Annotated in this window: 16 protein-coding genes and 1 pseudogene; 12 read left to right on the forward strand and 5 right to left on the reverse strand. The window is 60.8% G+C overall.

Features of this window, described 5'->3' with window-relative positions:
• Positions 1-33: 33 nt before the first annotated feature.
• Entirely contained in the window at positions 34-390 is a 357-nt protein-coding gene (locus tag ACWFVE_RS03215; protein WP_447527847.1) for a phasin family protein, read from the forward strand.
• Positions 391-453: 63 nt separating this feature from the next.
• Here the strand turns inward: ACWFVE_RS03215 and uraD are convergent, their stop codons facing one another.
• Positions 454-1,005: a 2-oxo-4-hydroxy-4-carboxy-5-ureidoimidazoline decarboxylase gene (gene uraD / locus ACWFVE_RS03220; protein WP_447527848.1), complete on the reverse strand. Its 552-nt coding sequence runs from the start codon at positions 1,003-1,005 to the stop codon at positions 454-456.
• Between the two features lie 106 nt (positions 1,006-1,111).
• Here uraD and uraH point away from each other — a divergent pair, with 106 nt between their 5' ends.
• Complete coding sequence (gene uraH, locus ACWFVE_RS03225; RefSeq protein ID WP_447527849.1) at positions 1,112-1,465, forward strand: hydroxyisourate hydrolase; 354 nt, start codon at positions 1,112-1,114, stop codon at positions 1,463-1,465.
• A 51-nt stretch (positions 1,466-1,516) separates the two neighbouring features.
• The gene (locus ACWFVE_RS03230; RefSeq protein WP_447527850.1) at positions 1,517-2,236 is read left to right on the forward strand and encodes a GntR family transcriptional regulator; all 720 of its coding nucleotides are present in this window, start codon (positions 1,517-1,519) and stop codon (positions 2,234-2,236) included.
• 92 nt (positions 2,237-2,328) lie between these two features.
• On the opposite strand, the gene ACWFVE_RS03235 is transcribed toward ACWFVE_RS03230, so the two are convergent.
• Positions 2,329-3,225 carry a LysR substrate-binding domain-containing protein gene (locus ACWFVE_RS03235; RefSeq protein ID WP_447527851.1) on the reverse strand — a complete coding sequence of 299 codons (897 nt, stop codon included), beginning with the start codon at positions 3,223-3,225 and terminating at the stop codon, positions 2,329-2,331.
• Between the two features lie 130 nt (positions 3,226-3,355).
• Between ACWFVE_RS03235 and ACWFVE_RS03240 the strand changes: the two genes are divergently transcribed.
• Entirely contained in the window at positions 3,356-4,252 is an 897-nt protein-coding gene (locus ACWFVE_RS03240) for a DMT family transporter (RefSeq protein WP_447527852.1), read from the forward strand.
• A 113-nt stretch (positions 4,253-4,365) separates the two neighbouring features.
• Here ACWFVE_RS03240 and ACWFVE_RS03245 read toward each other — a convergent pair whose 3' ends face one another.
• The 3 genes from ACWFVE_RS03245 to ACWFVE_RS03255 form a co-directional block, all read right to left on the reverse strand.
• Entirely contained in the window at positions 4,366-5,844 is a 1,479-nt protein-coding gene (locus tag ACWFVE_RS03245; protein WP_447527853.1) for an NCS1 family nucleobase:cation symporter-1, read from the reverse strand.
• A gap of 57 nt (positions 5,845-5,901) precedes the next feature.
• Positions 5,902-7,263 carry an NCS1 family transporter gene (locus ACWFVE_RS03250; protein ID WP_447527854.1) on the reverse strand — a complete coding sequence of 454 codons (1,362 nt, stop codon included), beginning with the start codon at positions 7,261-7,263 and terminating at the stop codon, positions 5,902-5,904.
• A 136-nt stretch (positions 7,264-7,399) separates the two neighbouring features.
• The gene (locus ACWFVE_RS03255) at positions 7,400-8,155 is read right to left on the reverse strand and encodes an aspartate/glutamate racemase family protein (RefSeq protein WP_447527855.1); all 756 of its coding nucleotides are present in this window, start codon (positions 8,153-8,155) and stop codon (positions 7,400-7,402) included.
• Positions 8,156-8,415: 260 nt separating this feature from the next.
• Between ACWFVE_RS03255 and puuE the strand changes: the two genes are divergently transcribed.
• From puuE to ACWFVE_RS03295, 8 genes and pseudogenes are all read left to right on the forward strand, one after another.
• Positions 8,416-9,363 (forward strand): allantoinase PuuE, encoded by a 948-nt coding sequence (puuE, locus tag ACWFVE_RS03260; protein ID WP_447527856.1) that lies wholly within the window; start codon positions 8,416-8,418, stop codon positions 9,361-9,363.
• A gap of 12 nt (positions 9,364-9,375) precedes the next feature.
• Positions 9,376-10,206, forward strand: a complete 831-nt coding sequence (locus ACWFVE_RS03265) for a bifunctional allantoicase/(S)-ureidoglycine aminohydrolase (RefSeq protein ID WP_447527857.1) — start codon at positions 9,376-9,378, stop codon at positions 10,204-10,206.
• Positions 10,207-10,267: 61 nt separating this feature from the next.
• Positions 10,268-10,759 carry an ureidoglycolate lyase gene (locus ACWFVE_RS03270; protein ID WP_447527858.1) on the forward strand — a complete coding sequence of 164 codons (492 nt, stop codon included), beginning with the start codon at positions 10,268-10,270 and terminating at the stop codon, positions 10,757-10,759.
• A 71-nt stretch (positions 10,760-10,830) separates the two neighbouring features.
• Positions 10,831-12,306 (forward strand): pyruvate kinase, encoded by a 1,476-nt coding sequence (pyk, locus tag ACWFVE_RS03275; protein ID WP_447527859.1) that lies wholly within the window; start codon positions 10,831-10,833, stop codon positions 12,304-12,306.
• Between the two features lie 14 nt (positions 12,307-12,320).
• Positions 12,321-12,851, forward strand: a complete 531-nt coding sequence (locus ACWFVE_RS03280) for a DUF192 domain-containing protein (protein WP_447527860.1) — start codon at positions 12,321-12,323, stop codon at positions 12,849-12,851.
• Positions 12,852-13,007: 156 nt separating this feature from the next.
• Positions 13,008-13,361 (forward strand): annotated as a pseudogene (locus tag ACWFVE_RS03285) (TRAP transporter large permease subunit); the annotation flags it as partial.
• 389 nt (positions 13,362-13,750) lie between these two features.
• Positions 13,751-14,731 carry a TAXI family TRAP transporter solute-binding subunit gene (locus ACWFVE_RS03290; RefSeq protein ID WP_447527861.1) on the forward strand — a complete coding sequence of 327 codons (981 nt, stop codon included), beginning with the start codon at positions 13,751-13,753 and terminating at the stop codon, positions 14,729-14,731.
• Between the two features lie 141 nt (positions 14,732-14,872).
• Complete coding sequence (locus ACWFVE_RS03295; RefSeq protein ID WP_447527862.1) at positions 14,873-17,476, forward strand: TRAP transporter permease; 2,604 nt, start codon at positions 14,873-14,875, stop codon at positions 17,474-17,476.
• The last annotated feature ends 12 nt before the right edge of the window (positions 17,477-17,488 follow it).

Raw genomic sequence — 17,488 nt, forward strand, 5'->3', positions numbered from 1 at the left:
GCGTCGAATCGCTAACTTGCAGGAGGTTACGTGATGGATAGGACCGCAGAAAATACCAAGCAGCAGTTCGAGTCGGCTTTCGTATCGCCGATGCGCTCATACACGCTGGCGGCGCTTGATTACTACGAGCGTCTGGTAAGTGCCCAGATCGACGCGGCGCGTGCTTACTCCGACATGAGTATTTCCCAGGCACGTACCTGGCTTGATGTAAAAGACGCGGACAGCTTCAAGCGTGCGATGCAGACCCAGCAGAAGACCGCTTCTGACTTCGTGGAGCGCGTAAAAGGCGACTCCGAGAAAGTCACCTCGATCGGTCAGGACTTCATGCAGGACAGCCAGAAAATGGCCGAAGAGAATACTCAAAAAGCCGCCGACAGCCTGAACAAGTAATCAGGCGTTAGCCGCTTTTCAAGCCGCGCTTTTTAGCGCGGCTTTTTCGTGGGTGAAAGAAACTCAAGAAGCCTCTTCGCTACGCGCCACCAAGCGAAAGCGCGCGATGTGAATGATCTGCTCGATAGCGGTTTGCCGCTCGACGGCGGGGGCGTTCTCCAGGCGCGTTTCGAACGCCTCGAGAATCGCGTAGCGATCGAGGCCCTTCACCGCGGCCACGAAGGGAAAGCCGAACTTCTCTTTATAGGCGCTATTGAGCGACTCAAAACGGGCAAGCTCCTCCGGTGAGCACTGATCGAGCCCGGCGCCGGCCTGCTCGCTTGTCGACGATGACGTAAGCTCCCCGGCAAGCGCCGCCTTGCCCGCTAAATCCGGGTGGGCGCGAATCACCTCGATTTGACGCTCCGGGCTTGCCGCCAGCAGCACACTACCCATCGTGTCGGCCAGCGCCGTCGGCGCGTCGTGGGTGGCGTTCAGTCCTTGCTGCCAGGCGCGCTCGGCAATCCAGGGGGAGTGCTCGAAGATGTCGCCATAATGGGCTACAAAATCATCCCGCCCGCACTGGCTAGGTGCTGGCGTAAGAGAGCGGTTAGCATCGCGATTAGCGTGAGACACGGCGTCTTCTCCTGGGCGTACGTCGAGGGCGTTAGCGTATACAATCGATAGTATCACCCGTAATCTTTGACCAATAGGTCAAACACAACCCCAATAAGGAGACGCTATGGGACGGCTTACCACTCACGTGCTGGATACGGCGAAAGGCCAGCCCGGAGAAGGCATTACCATCGAAATTTTTCGGCTATCCGCTGGCTCTCGTGAACATCTGGGTAGCGTCGTCACCAACAGCGACGGCCGCTGTGACGGCCCGATTCTGGAAGGCGAAGCGTTCCCGGCGGGTGAGTACGAGCTCGTTTTTCACGCCGGCGACTACCTGCGCACCCATGGCGTCGAGGCCATCGAGCCGCGCTTTTTGGACGTGATTCCGCTGCGCTTTGGCGTGGCCGACGCCAGCCAGCACTACCACGTACCGCTTCTGCTCTCCCCCTATGGCTATTCGACGTATCGCGGCAGCTAACCCCCTAAAGCGTGGCTAGCGCAGGACGTTCAACCATTGCAAGGAGAGGGCATGCGCGACGAGGCAACAACGAAACGCCGCACATTCGAGAAAGAGGGCGACGCGCGCCATGAAGCGATTTATCGCGCGGTGAGCGACGCCATCGTCGAGCAGCGGCTACCTCCCGGCGCGCGTCTGCGCGAAGACGCGCTATCAGACGTATTCGGCATTAGCCGCACCGGTATCCGCAAGATTTTACAGCGTTTGGCGCTCGAGCAGTTGGTCACGCTCACCCCAAGGCGCGGCGCCAGCGTCACCCGCCCGACCGCGGACGAGGCCAAGGATGTATTCGACGCCCGCCAACTCGTGGAGTGTGGGCTGATGGCGGACGTCGCTCGGCGGATGGGGGCGAAGGAGGTGGACGAGCTGCGCACCCTGGCCCATCAAGAGCGCCAGGCCCTGCGAAGCGGCCAGCAGAGCGTAGCGATTCGCCTCTCGGCGGATTTCCACGTGCACCTGGCAAAGCTTTCCGGCAACGCCGCGCTTGCCGAGTTCGTCGAGCGGCTCTGCTCGCGCTCCTCGCTGATTCTCGCGGTCTACGGCCACCGCGGTCACCTGGGCTGTGAATCCCACGACCACGACGACCTGATCACCTATCTCGAAGCTGGCAACGCCGCCCGCGCCCAGGCCTTCATGAGCCGCCACCTGAAAGCGATCGAAGCGTCGCTCTCCATGGTGGTGGAGCAGGAGAACGCGCCGGACTTACAGAAGATATTCGCAGACCCGCGTTAACCGTAAAGGATTAAAGCTTAAAAATGTAAACTTAAAAATGTAAAGAGAGATGAGCGTCACCTCTGGGCGCGCTGATGAGTCTTGTCGGTTTCTCAATGGGTCGGCGTACCGTGGGTTTGGAGCTCGGCGTGGAGCCACTGTTGAAACGCATTGAAAAGAGGGGATACCTCGCGCTCGCTCGCGCGCACCAGGTAATGGCTGCGCGGCGCTTTTATCCATCGATCGCTTAAAAGCTGTAGCTTCTTCTCTTCGAGAAGCGAATGGACCTGAGTGGAGCGTCCGAGAATGACGCCCCAGCCCGTGCAGGCGGCTTCCGCCAGCGTGTTAGCGTCCTGCAGATTGACGCCTGTCAGCGCGCTGGGCCTGGCGGCGGCCATCGAACCGTGCGTTTGGCGATGTTGAGAAAACCAGAGCGGCCACCAATCATCCGGGTCGTTGAGCAATGGCCACTGGTCCGGCCGGTCGACTTTCAGCTCGAGGCGCTCGATCAGGGCGGGGTGGGCAACCGGGGCGACCCACTCGTCGAACAGGTGGTCGGCGTACGTATCCGGCCACTCCCCCTGGCCAAAACGCAGCGCCGCCGAGACCTCGCCGCTTTTCAGGTCGGCCAGCGCGCTACTCGTTTCGACCCGGATCACCGCTTCCGGGTGGGCCTGGGTAAAGCGGTGAAGCCGGGGCATGAGCCAGCTCGACGCAAGCCAGGGCATCACGCTGATGGTAAACGGGCGGTGGTCGTCACTCATCTCATGAAGGGCTTCCTCGATCGCCACCATATGCCGTTCGACGCGGCTATAAAGCGCTTCGCCTTGAGGTGTGAGCCAGACCCCTTGGCTATGTCGTTTGAGTAACGCAGTACCCACCTTTTCTTCGAGCGCCTTGAGCCGTAGGCTAACCGCGCCGGTCGTAATACACAGGCGTTTGGCGGCACGAGTGATATTGCCGGTCCTGGCGACCAGCAAAAAGGTTTGTAAATGAACAAGATATTTCATGGCTTTAGCTCGTTTAAAGACGCCTTGAATAAAACTCCATAGAGACGCCCTGGAGATCCCGTTAACCTTTTCTAGAGCATCGACCCGATAGGGTTGCATGTTGCCCTCACCATGAAAAGGTCCCCGTGTAATGCGCGCCACTCTCTATCTTCTAGCGGTCGTCCTGTTCTTCTCCGGCAATCTGCTGATCGGCAAGACGGCCACCGAAGCACTGCCTCCCTTCGCCCTGGCCACCGCGCGCATGGGGGTGGCGTTGATAGCCGCCACGTGCTGTTTTGGTAGGGCCAGTTGGCGCTGGCGACACCGGTTGATCCCTCAGTGGCGAGCGCTTTTGATCATGGCCGTCATGGGGATGGCACTTTTCCAGGCACTCATTTACGCCGCGCTTGCCACCACCAGTGCCAATAGCGTGGCCGTACTCGAAACCGGCATTCCCGTCGCCACCGCCGTCGTCATGGCCCTCATCTTCAGGGAACGGTTGAGGGGCACGCAGTGGGCCGGCGTGTTGCTCTCCGTAGTGGGGGCTATCTGGGTCGTGACGAAAGGGGAGCCCGCTCAGGTGCTCGATAACGCAAGCGCGGGCAGCGCCATTATGGTGTTGGCGATCGCCTGCTGGGTCATCTACTCCCTGGCGGTCAGGCACTGGTGGGCAACTCTACCTATCTATGCAAGCCTTCCTCCCATGACGGCGATCGGTGTGCTGGTGCTTTTACCCCTGGCGTGGATAGAGTATTGGATGATCGAGCCGACCTTGAGTCTGGATAGCGCGACACTCGGCGCGGTGGTGTATCTCGGTCTGGGGCCCTCTCTGGTCGCCTTTGTCTGCTACAACCGGGCGGTGGCACTGGTAGGGCCTAGTCGTGCGTCGCTGGCGCTCAATTTACTTCCCGTGGCGACCATGCTGCTGGGGTATGGGGTGTTTGGTTACGGGGTCACCTCGGCGCAAGTCGTCGGCAGCGTGATGACCATCACCGGCGTTTGCCTGGTGATCGCGCCTCGCTTTGGGCCAGCGCGTGAGCGCCAATAAAAGCCTGACGGGCCTAGGGTGTTCTGCTCATCCTTCTCCCAATAGCAAACGCCACCGGGGGGGGGTGGTGGCGTTTTCAAGCCGCTGGTCTTTCTTGACTTGAACGCGTTGTCTTAGGCGTTTTGAGGATCGGCAGCGGGTTCCTCCACCCTGAACTTGCGCATCAGCATAAAGTAGATCAACCCTCCCAAACCGGCACCGATTAGCCAGCCGTAGCCGTCCATCTCGGCAAGCGCTGGCACCAGTACGGTGGAGAGCGAGAAAGCCGCTGCCCCCAGGAAGGCGAACAACGCGCGTTTGTTCCAGCCTTTTACGTAGTAGTAGGCGCCACCGGGTTTGGATGAGAAGAGTTCCTGCATGTTCAGGTGTTGGCGTTTGATCAGGTAATAATCCACTACGATGATGCCGTAGAAGGGAGCAACGATGGCACCGAGCGCGTTCACGAAGCCCGCCACGCCGATCTGGCTGATGACCGAGACCCACAGCGCACCCACGAAGAACGCGATGATCGCGGTGATCAGCCCGCCGGTTTTGAAGCTGATCTTGCTGGGGAACAGGTTGGCCAGGTCGTAGGCCGGCGGGATGAAGTTGGCCACCAAATTGATGCCTACGGTGGCGGCAAAGAAGGTCAGGGCGGCCACGATGGTCAGCGGCAAGGAATCCACGCGCTCGACGATATCCGCCGGGTTGGTTAGCGCCTCGCCAAACAGTACCAGGGTGCCGGCGGTAATGATCAACGCGATGAAGGAGAAAAACGCCACGTTGAGCGGTAGCCCTAACAGGTTGCCCAGCTTCATTTGCCGCTCGCTTTTGACAAAGCGGGTGAAGTCGCCAAAGTTGATCACCACGGCGGCAAAGTAGGCCACCATGGTGCCAACGATGGCAAAAAAGGCCGAGATGGCGCCGCCGCTAGGCTCACCGCTACCGCTAAAGATGGTATCGACGGCGGGGAGCAGTTCGCCACTGGCCTGGTACCAGACCACGCCCATTAGCACCAGCATGACCACGTATACCATCGGGCCTGCCCAGTTGAGAAAGTGCTTGATGCGCTCGATGCCCTGCCAAAAAATCGCGATCTGGAAAAGCCAAACGATCACGAAGGAGATCCACGCCACTGGCGAGAGCCCCAGGAACTCGCCGCCGCCAACATCGCCCACGAAGGCAGTGATCAGTAACGCCACCGCCGTCGAGGCGAAGTAGGTCTGCACGCCGTACCAGAAAATCCCCACGATGGCGCGCAGCATTGCGGGCAGGTTGGCGCCGCGCACGCCCATGCTGGCGCGTACCATGACCGGGAAGGGGATGCCGTACTTGACGCTGGGTTTACCGGTCAAGTTGACCAGAAACATCACGATTACGCTTGCCAGAATGATGGCCGCCATGACCGCCCAGCCGTTCAAGCCGTAGCTAAGAAACAGCGAGGCGGCCAGGGTGTAGCCAAAAAGACTTTGAATATCGTTGGACCAGACGTTGAAGATTTCGAACGCGCCCCAACTGCGTGCCTCAGGCTTGAGGGGGGCCAAATCCTCGTTATAGAGGCTTGGGTCGATCTGCTTTATATCGAGCTCAGGGGAGAGCGGCTTCTCATTCATTATCGCGTCCTTGGGTCGAGAAGCTGCCGCCTTGGGGGGCGGCAGGTGAACAAGTGCTTACTGGGTAAATCGCTGGCAGGTGGGCCAGTAGGTCATGAGTAAATAATAGACGACCCCGGCGGGGATCAAACTGGCATACCAGGAGACCGCCGAGAACGAAAGCGCTGCGACGACACCCACCGCCATGGCGATCAGGGCCGCGAGGTTGATGCCTTTATACGGCCCCTCCGGATCGTAGAGTTTGTCGATGTCCAGCGTACGCCGGCGAATCAGGTAGTAGTCCACGACCAGGATCGCAAAGATGGGGCCAAGAAAGGCGGAGTACGTTTGCACGAACAGTTGAAGGCCAGCCGCAGATTCAGGCTGCACCAGCTTCCAGGGGAAAGTGGCGAAGGCCAGGAAACCAACGATGATCGTGGCCGTGGGAAAGCGCATCTTGAAAACGTCCATCAGCACATAGGTAGGCGGCACCACGTTATTGAGCACGTTGGTGGTCACCTGGGCGAAGGCGATGAACAAAAGGGTGGTCATCAAAAGCGGGGTGTTGTCCACGGCGTTGGCGAATACCTGAATGGGGTCGGCGGTGCCGGTGGCCTCGGACACCATATAGCCGATCAACCCCATGAACAGCGTACAGGGCAAAATCGACATGGCGTAAATGGTCGCCAAAAGCCCGCCGCCGGTGCCCTTTTTATGCTCGCGGGAATAGTCGCTAACGTTGAGCATCATGGTGCTGTAGATCCCCAAAAAGAGCATGGTGGCGCCCCAGAAGGGCATGCCCCAGGAGCCCTCCATGGTCAGAAGGCTGGCCGAAAGCTCGTCGCCGTAGCGTTGCACCGTGGCGTAGAACATGTAGGTCAGCGAGCACAAAATGAAGATACTACCGATGTTCTCCAGCCACTTGATGCCCTGAAAGCCGGTCACCGACAGCGCGATCTGCAGAAGCTGGAACGCGATGAAGTAGAACACCAGGTGGTCGAAGCCGAACAGCGTAGCGGACACCATGTTAAGCGCCCCGGCGCCGATCCAGCTTTGAAAGCCGTACCACACCACGGCGGGCACCGCGCGCACGAGTCCCGGAATGCGCGTACCGGTAAACCCGAAGGCGGATCTTGCCTGTACCATGAAGGGAATGCCGTACTTGTAGCCGGCGGCGCCGTTGATCGCCAGCGCCACGCCGATCACGAAACAGCCGATGGCGATGGCAAGCGTTGCCTGCAAAAGATTGAGGGTGCCCACCACGCTCGAGCCCATGGCGAAGGTGCCGATCGACACACACCCCCCGAACCAGGCCAGAAAGTAGGAGCCGCGCCCCATGATACGGGTCTGCTGGGGCGCCAGGCTTTCGGCGCCCATTGCCTTGTGGGCAGGGTCGGTCGTGGGCCCTGAGGCCGCTGATTTGGGTTTAGTCGTGCTCATCGTACCGTCCTCGCAAGATTTTATCGGCGTTATAGTTTTGCCCGGTGGCCGGGCGACGCTTGCGGCGTGGCGTACTAACGGTGTTTTTAATTGTTTATGTGTAGCGTGTAATCGTTATGGGATAAATCGAGCGAAATTAGGGTTTGGGCGGCAAACGAAGCTCGGAGAACTCAGCGAATTTACCGGTGAAGGGTTTCGGACGCGGGTAATCCAGGTCGCCGTGCTTGCTGGTCGTCAGGTTCAAACTCACCAGCGACTCGGCCAGTTTCAAGGCGGCACTGACGCCTTCGACCACCGGCAGGCCGACTTGCTGGCTAATCGCTTGGGTCAAGTTCGCCATACCGCCGCAACCTAGTACGATCGCGCCGATGCCGTCTTCGTCCCGGGCCCGGCAGCACTCTTCGACAATACGCTTGAAGGCCGCATCCGGGTCGTGCTCCAGGTCCAGCACCGGAATTTCCGCCGCGCGAATACGCCGACAGTGGTGGCGAAAGCCGTACTGCTCCAGCAGGTGCTCGGCGATGATGCCGGTACGGCCAAGGGTGGTGACGATCGAAAAGCGCGTGCTGATCAGCGTGGCCAAGTGAAAACCAGCTTCGGCAATGCCGATGACCGGCTTGGCGGTCAGCTCCCGGGCGGCCAGAAGCCCCGGGTCGCCAAAGCAGGCGACGATGTAGGCGTCGATGCCGCCTTCGCGCTCGCCCTTGAGCACCTCTTCGGCCACGCCTACCGCGCTAATGGCTTCGTCGAAGTGGCTTTCGATCGAGACCGGGCCGGACTCGGGCTGCGTCGCGCTCAGCGTCGTGTCCGAGCCTTTGAGCGCCTGCGCGGCCCGTTGAATCGCCTGGGTCATCGAGGCGGTAGTATTGGGGTTGATAATGCGTATATGCACGTTGAGCGGCTCGCAGGTAAACGTTAACGGGAGTCTTGTATACGAAAATAGGGCGGTTTAAAGCCCGGCGCAACCCCTTTGGCGTCGAACCCTGGCGAAACGCGTAGGCGCCAATGACCGGGGCTTACTGGCAACATAAAGCCAAGTGGGTAGGCGCAGTGGCGGCTTCGAAGCTTGCGATTTCGCGCGTTGCGGTGCGGCTTTGAAATCGTATACCTTGTATACAAAGAGAATGAATCGACAAACGACGGGGAAACGCCATGGCGGCTGACAATGAACAAACCGAAAGCTTTTATCCGCGGGATTTGATCGGCTACGGCCGGACGCCGCCCCACGCCAACTGGCCCGGCAACGCGAAAATCGCCGTTCAGTTCGTGCTCAATTACGAAGAGGGCGGGGAGAACTCCGTGCTGCACGGCGACGTCGGCTCGGAGCAGTTTCTGTCCGAGATCATTGGCGCCGCCAGCTACAGTGACCGCCATCTGAGCATGGAGTCGATCTACGAGTACGGCTCCCGCACCGGGGTTTGGCGGATTCTGCGCGAGTTCGAGCGTCGTGGCCTGCCGCTGACCGTATTTGGTGTGGCCATGGCCCTGGAGCGCAATCCGGACGTCGCCCAGGCGTTCAAGGAGCTGGGCCATGAAATCGCCTGCCACGGCTACCGCTGGATTCACTATCAGGAAGTCCCCGAGCACATCGAACGCGACCACCTGCAAAAAGCCGTGGCGATCTTCGAGCGTCTTTACGGCGAGAAGCCCGAAGGCTGGTATACCGGACGCGACAGCCCCAATACCCGGCGTCTGATTCTTGAGGAAGGCGGCTTTTTGTACGACAGCGACTACTACGGCGACGACTTGCCCTTCTGGTCCCGCGTCACCGACCGCCAGGGCTGCGATCACAACCACTTGATCGTGCCCTATACGCTGGATACCAACGACATGCGCTTCGCCTCGCCGCAAGGCTTCAACACCTCGGATCACTTCTACAACTACCTGCGCGACGCCTTTGATGTACTCTACGCCGAAGGCGAAGAGGCGCCCAAAATGCTCTCGATCGGCATGCACTGTCGCCTGCTTGGCCGCCCGGGGCGCTTTCGTGCGCTGCAGCGCTTTTTGGATTACATCGAAACTTTTGATCGCGTGTGGGTCGCCCGGCGTATCGACATCGCCCGCCACTGGGCCGAACACCACCCGGCGCCGACTCTGTAAAAGGTGACTGCCATGACGACACCCCGTTACTACGCCCCTAAAGGCGGCCATCCGCCGCAAACCCAGCTAACCGCCGACCGCGCGGTGTTTACCGAGGCTTACGCGCTGATTCCCAAGGGCGTGATGCGCGATATCGTGACCAGCAACCTGCCGTTTTGGCAGGGCACCCGGGCCTGGGTGCTGGCGCGGCCGCTGTCGGGTTTTGCCGAGACGTTTTCCCAGTACATTATGGAAGTGCAGCCAGGCGGTGGCAGCGACAAACCCGAGCCCGAAGCGGATGCCGAAGGCGTGCTGTTCGTCGTCGAAGGGGAGTTGACGCTGACCCTCGACGGGGTGCGCCACACCCTGGCGCCGGGCGGCTATGCGTTCATCCCGCCAGGCTGTGAGTGGCGGGCGGGTAACGACAGCGGCGAGCCGGTGCGCTTTCACTGGATTCGCAAGGCCTTCGAATTCGTCGAAGGGCTCGAGGTGCCGGAAGCCTTCGTCACCAACGAGCAGGCCATTACGCCTAATGAGATGCCCGGTACCGAAGGGCGCTGGTCGACCACGCGCTTCGTCGACCCCGGTGACGTGCGCCACGATATGCACGTCACCATCGTCAATTTCCAGCCCGGCGGCGTCATTCCCTTCGATGAAACCCACGTCATGGAGCATGGCCTGTACGTGCTGGAAGGCAAGGCGGTGTATCACCTCAACCAGCAGTGGGTGGAGGTCGAAGCGGGGGATTTCATGTGGCTGCGCGCCTTCTGCCCCCAGGCCTGCTACGCCGGCGGCCCGGGGCCGTTTCGCTACCTGCTCTACAAGGACGTCAACCGCCACGCAAAGCTCAAACTTTCCCGCTAACGGGTTTTTTGCTGCCAGAACGTTGCTGCCAAAACCTTGTTGTCAAAACAAAGGAGCCGCCATGCTAACCCTGACCGCGACGCCCCTCACCGCCGAGGCTTTTCGCCCCTTTGGGGAGGTCATCGACGCGCGCGCATCAAAATCCTTTCCCATCAACGCCGGGCGCACCCAGCGCCACCACGATCTGGCGAAGGTCGAGACCCTGGGCGAAAGCGCCCATACGCTGATCAACATCTTCGTCAGCCAGCCGGTCACACTTCCGCTGGAACTTACCTTTTTGGAGCGCCACCCCCAGGGCAGCCAGGCCTTCATGCCGCTGCACGGTGAGCGCTTTATCGTGGTGGTGGCGCCCGCCGGCGAGACGATCGACGAAGGCGCGGTGCGTGCCTTCGTCACCGACGGCCGCCAGGGCGTGAACTACGCCGCAGGCACCTGGCATGCGATCAATTCGGTCCTGGAGCGTGAAGGGGAGTTTTTGGTGGTCGACCGCGGCGGCGAGGGTAATAACTGCGACGAATATCCGCTCGCGATCACGGTCACCCTCGACGACTAGCGACGCAACCCTTTGTTCGTCACATTATTTTGCTAAGCTGATAACCCACTTCCCGACCAATCGAGAACGTCATGAGCCAGCACACCGCTACCCCGATTCGCCGTACCAAAATCGTCGCCACGCTAGGGCCCGCCAGTGACCGGGAAGGCGTACTGGAAGCCATGTTGAAGGCGGGGGTGGATGTGGTGCGCCTCAACTTCTCCCACGGCACCGCGGACGATCACCGCCAGCGCTTGGCGCGAGTGCGCGAGATCGCCGACAAGCTCGGGCGCAGCGTAGCCGCCTTGGGCGACCTGCAGGGCCCCAAGATTCGCGTAGCGCGCTTTAAAGAGGGCGCGGTAGTGCTCCAGGAAGGTAAGCCCTTCGTGCTCGATATGGCGCTGGACAGCGACGCCGGCGACATCGACAAGGTCGGCTGCGAATACAAAACGCTTGCTCAGGACGTAGTGGCCGGTGACCGGCTGCTGCTCGACGACGGCCGGGTCGTGCTCGATGTCACCCGTGTCGAAGGCCAGCAGGTTCACACCCAGGTGGTGGTCGGCGGCAAGCTCTCCAATCACAAGGGCATCAACAAGCAGGGCGGCGGGCTTTCGGCCCCGGCGCTGACCGACAAGGACAAGGAAGATCTCAAGACCGCCGTCGAGATCGGCGTGGACTACCTGGCGATCTCGTTTCCCCGCTCGGCGGCGGACATGCAGGAAGCCCGGCGCCTGCTGGGTGAAGAGGGCGCCGAGATCGGCCTGGTCGCCAAGGTCGAACGCGCCGAAGCGGTGGCCGATGAGGCCACCCTCGACGGCATCATCGAAGCCTCACAAGCGGTAATGGTCGCGCGGGGTGATCTCGGCGTGGAGATCGGCGACGCCAAGCTCGTCGGCGTGCAAAAGCGCATGATCAAGCGCGCCCGTACGCTCAACCGCGCGGTGATTACCGCCACCCAAATGATGGAGAGCATGATTTCGGCGCCGCTACCTACCCGCGCCGAGGTGTTCGACGTGGCCAACGCAGTGCTCGACGGCAGTGACGCGGTGATGCTTTCCGCCGAAACCGCCGCCGGCGACTACCCGGTCGAAACCGTCGAGGCGATGAACCGGGTGTGCCTGGGGGCCGAGCGCGAGCGGCTGATTCAGGAGTCCGGTCACCGCATTCACGAAGGCTTTGCCCGCCCGGACGAAACCATTGCGCTCTCGGCGATGTACGCCGCTAACCACATGGAAGGCGTGGCCGCGATCGCCTGTATGACCTCATCGGGCTATACGCCCTTGATCGCCTCGCGCATAAGCTCGGGTCTGCCCATCGTCGGTCTTGCCCACACGCCCATCGCCCAGCGGCGCATGGCGCTTTACCGGGGCGTGGTCTCGCTGCCCTTCGATACCAGCGAGATGAGCCCCACCGAGCTCAACGACCGGGCGATGGATGTATTGGTCAAGCAGGGCGTGGCCAAGCCGGGAGATCACGTGATTCTGACCCGGGGCGATCACATGAATGCCCACGGCGGCACCAACACCATGAAAGTAGTGTCGATTACCGACGAGCACGCCAGCGCCTGACCGAGGAAACCGCCATGAACGTATCGCGTCGCCAACTCATCAAGACCGCGGTTGCCGCTTCGCTGCTGGCAAGCGTCGCTTCACCGCTTTTAAACGCCTTTGCCGAACCAAAAGCCGAGGACCCCACCGCGTCTACGCTGCCGCTGACCCTTCATACCGATCAGGGCCCGCACCGCCTCGACGTGGAGGTAGCCGAAACACTCTCTCAGCGCCAGCAGGGTTTGATGGGCCGCGAGCACCTGGCCGAAGAGCGCGGGATGCTGTTTCGCTTTGAAAACGAGCAGCCTGCCAATAACGCTTTTTGGATGTACAACACCTTGATCGCGCTGGATATCGCCTTCATCGACGACGAAGGCCGAATCGTTGCGATCACGACCATGCCCCCCTGCGAGGCGGAAAGCGCCCAGGAATGCCCCACCTACCCGGCGGGCGCGGCGTACTACTCCGCCCTCGAGGTTAACGCCGGTTATTTCAAAGAGCGCGGGGTCCAGGTGGGCGACTGCGTCTCGGTACCGGCGCTGGCCGGGTTTTGCCGGCCCGAGTAATTCCCCACCCGGCCTACGCCGAAAGTCGAGCCCGTAAAGCGGGCCGGCCACCTATCTTTCGCTTTTCAAACCCATAAAATAGAAGCAGGCGGCCGCTCAAGCGGCCGCCTGGGTCTATTCACACCAACCTAGGCCGCGCTCGTCGCGGTCGCCTACGGCACACTGCTGCTGGTACTGGTGATGCTGGCGGTACTGCTCGCCGGGATGTTGCTCGATGCGATCTCGATCTATCTGATCCTGATGCCCATTTTGATCCCGGTGATGCAGCACTTCGAGTGGAACCCGGTCTGGTTCGGCATTTTGCTGGCCATGAATATCGCGATTGGCCAATTTACGCCCCCGGTGGCGGTGAATCTGATGGTCACCACCGAGGTTGCAAAGATTCGCCTCGAGCACACCCTGGGGTGGGCACTTTTGTTCGTGGCCGCGATGGCCTGCGCCATGGCCGTCGTGGCGACTTTTCCGGCCATCGCCCTGTGGCTGCCCGGGGTGCTGGGCTATAACGTGTGAAGTGAAAGCGGGGCGCCTGCATTGCCGGCGAAGGCATCCGCGTTAACGTTTAAAAAAGGCGAAGCGCTAAACGCATGTTTAGCCAACGGTTTTCTATACTCCTTAAAAAGGTTGGACAGCGGCGCACAAGAAGCGCTATAAGCCTAAAGGGCTATGTCGAGTTAAGCCGTATTAATCGCGGATGAAAGCGAGTAGGGTGCAAGGATTGCTGCGTTCGCGCCCACGGCGGTTTCGCCAAGCGGCGGTTTTTTCGCTAAAGTGAACAAGGCTCTGCTGCCATTGGCAGAGTTAACAGCCTGTATTAAAAACGTTTTGGACGAAATAGCCCAGGGGATCGGTAACGGGTGTTCAAAGCGAATAATGCTCACAAAAGATAAAGAGGTGTGTCCATGAAGCGCCATGTATTTTCAACCGCCGCCTTTTCAGGCGCGCTGATTGCCGCGGCCAGTTTTGCAAGCCCGGCCGTCGCCCAGGAAAGCTACATTACCATCGGTACCGGCGGCCAAACCGGCGTTTACTACGTGGTCGGCCAGTCGGTTTGCCGCATGGTCAACCGCGGTAGCGAAGACCACAACATCCGCTGTAACGCGCCCTCGACCGGTGGCTCCGTTGCCAACGTCAACGGCATGAAAAACGGCGACCTGGATATGGGCGTGGTGCAGTCCGACGTTCAATATCGCGCCTACAACGGTGAAGCCAACTTCGAAGGCGACGGCCCCTGGGAAGAGATGCGCTCCGTGTTCACCATGCACGGCGAGCCGCTGACCGTGGTTGCCCGCGCCGATGCCGGTATCGACAACATCAGCGACTTCCCCGGCAAGCGTGTCAACATCGGCAACCCGGGTTCGGGCCAGCGCAACACCATGGACGTGGTGATGGACGCCTTCGGTTGGGATGAAGACACCTTCGCCCTGGCCTCGCAGCTCGACGCCGCCGAACAGGCTGCCGCGCTTTCCGATAACAACATCGACGCCATGGTCTATGTGGTCGGTCACCCCAACGGTTCGATCCAGGAAGCGACCACCACCATCGACGCCAAGCTGGTTTCGGTGACCGGTGACGAGATCGACGGCCTGATCGAAGAGTACCCGTACTACACCCGTTCCGTGATTCCGGGCGGCTTGTACCGGGGTAACGACGAAGACGTCGAAACCTTCGGCGTGGCGGCAACCTTCGTTTCCTCGACCAATGTCGACGAAGAAGTGATCTACGAAACCGTTAAAGCCGTGTTCGAAAACTTCGACCGCTTCAAGCGCCTGCATCCGGCGTTCGAAAACCTGGACGAAGAAGAGATGATCTCTGACGGCTTGACCGCACCGCTGCACGCCGGCGCCGAGCGCTACTACCGTGAGCGTGGCTGGATCGAGTAAGCCGTACCCGGCGCTAAACGGTGAGTACCGGTAGCGCCGTTGAGTAAAACGCAAAGCGCGGGCACCCTGGGTGTCCGCGCTTTTGTTGAATGCGCTGATGACAAATGCTCATGATCGGCGTGGACTTCAAAGGGCAAGCGTATGCAAGATGAAAAGAAATCCTCGGCGGACGCGCACCACGACCTGGAGGATATGGTCGCCTCCAGCGACACCGGCGCGCGAAAACCCCTCGGGGCTCCCGGCAAATTACTGGTGGGAATTGCCGCTGCCTGGTCGCTGTTTCAGCTTTGGATCGCCTCACCGCTGGCTTACATGGTGGGCTTTGGCGTCTTCAGCGCGACCGAGGCGCGCTCGATCCACTTGGCCTTTGCGCTCTTTCTAGCCTTTATGGCCTACCCGGCGCTCAAGCGCTCGCCGCGGGACCGGGTGCCGCTTCAAGACTGGGCGTTTGCCGCCGTGGCGGCGTTTTGCGGCGCCTATCTGTTCGTTTTCTACGACGACCTGGCCAGCCGGGCCGGGCGGCCGATCACCCAGGATATCGTGATCGGCGTGATCGGTATCGTCATGCTGTTGGAGGCGACCCGGCGCGCGCTTGGGCCCCCCTTGATGGCCGTGGCCGCGATCTTTATCGCCTATTCGCTGTTCGGGCCCTATATGCCCGGTATTCTCGCCCACCGCGGCGTAAGCCTGGGCGGGTTGATCAACCACCAATGGCTGGGTACCCAAGGGGTGTTCGGCATTGCGCTGGGCGTGTCGACCAGCTTCGTGTTTTTGTTCGTGTTGTTCGGTGCGCTGCTCGATAAAGCCGGCGCCGGCAACTATTTCATCAAAGTGGCCTTTTCGATGCTGGGCCACTTCAAGGGCGGCCCGGCCAAGGCCGCGGTGGTGGCCTCGGGCATGACCGGGCTGATCTCCGGCTCCTCGATCGCCAATACCGTGACCACCGGTACCTTCACCATTCCCATGATGAAGCGAGTGGGCTTTAGCGCGGAAAAAGCCGGTGCCGTCGAGGTGTCTTCCTCGGTGAACGGCCAGATCATGCCGCCGGTTATGGGCGCGGCGGCGTTTTTGATGGTCGAGTACGTGGGTATCTCCTACGTCGAGGTCATCAAGCACGCCTTTTTGCCCGCACTGATCTCCTATATCGCGCTGATCTATATCGTTCACCTGGAAGCCCTCAAGGCAGACATGAAAGGGCTGCCCTCGAGCAATCCGGCGCGTCCGCTCTTGAACAAGATCATCGGCTTTTTGACCGGTCTTTTACTACTGATGGGGCTTTCGATCGGTGTCTACTACGGCCTTGGTTGGCTGAAGCCGGTGCTGGGCGATGCAACGCCTTGGGTCGTGTCGGTGGGCCTTGCCGTCGTCTATATCGGGCTTTTGAAAATCGGCGCCCGCTACCCGGAGCTCGAAATCGACGACCCCAACTCGGCGGTAATGACGCTGCCGCAAACCCGGCCGACGGTCATGGTCGGGCTTCACTACATTCTGCCGGTGGTCGTGCTGGTATGGTGTTTGATGGTCGAGCGTCTGTCCCCCGGGCTTTCGGCGTTTTGGGCCACCATGTTCATGATTTTCATCATGCTCACCCAGCGCCCGATCATCGCGCTGTTCCGGGGGCGCAGCCAGCTGGCGGCGGATATCAAAGAAGGCCTTTTCGATCTGTGGGATGGGCTTGTGACCGGCGCGCGCAACATGATCGGCATCGGTATCGCCACCGCCACCGCGGGTATCGTGGTGGGGGCGGTCTCGCAAACCGGGGTCGGGCTGGTGTTGGCGGACGTAGTCGAGCTCCTTTCCGGCGGCAACCTGATGGTGATTTTGCTGCTCACCGCCGTGTTGAGCTTGATTCTGGGGATGGGCCTGCCCACTACTGCCAACTACATCGTGGTGTCGGCGCTGATGGCGCCGGTGATCGTGCTGCTTGGCCAGCAGAACGGGCTGATCGTACCGCTGATTGCGGTGCACCTGTTCGTGTTCTACTTCGGCATCATGGCGGACGTCACCCCACCGGTGGGCCTTGCCTCCTTCGCGGCGGCGGCGGTCTCCGGCGGGGACCCGCTGCGTACCGGTTTCCAGGCGTTCTACTACAGCCTGCGCACTGCGGCGCTGCCGTTTCTGTTCATCTTCAATACCGACTTGCTCTTGATAGATGTGACGGTGACCCAAGGGATCGTGGTGTTCATCGTGGCCACCATCGCCATGCTGATCTTCGCCGCCGGCACCCAGGGTTACTTCATCACCCGCAACCGCTGGTACGAGTCGATTCTGCTGCTGTTGGTCGCCTTTACGCTGTTCCGTCCGGGCTTCTTCATGGATCGCATTCACGACCCGTACAACTCCGTGCCGCCGGCGCAGTTCGCCGAGGCGCTGGGCCAGGTCGATGAAGGCAGCAACCTGCGCATCCAGATTGCCGGCGAAGACGACTACGGCGCGCCGATGTCGACCTATATGCTCATTCCGGTACCCGCGGGTAACACCGGCGAGGAGCGCCTGGAGAACCTGGGATTAGAGCTTTATACCGACGGCGACCAGACCCTGGTCGATTTCGTCGAGTTCGGTAGCCCCGCAGCGGATCTGGGCCTGGATTTCGACCAGGAGATCATCGAAGTGCTCGCCCCGGTGGACCGCTGGACCAAGGAGTGGATGTGGTTGCCGGCGCTTGGCGTGTTCGCCCTGGTGGTGTTGATGCAGCGTCGCCGCCGTGGCCGCAAAACGCAGGACCACACCCCGGCCAGCGCCTAAGGAGGCCGTGCG

The sequence above is a fragment of the Vreelandella mediterranea genome (assembly GCF_970647075.1).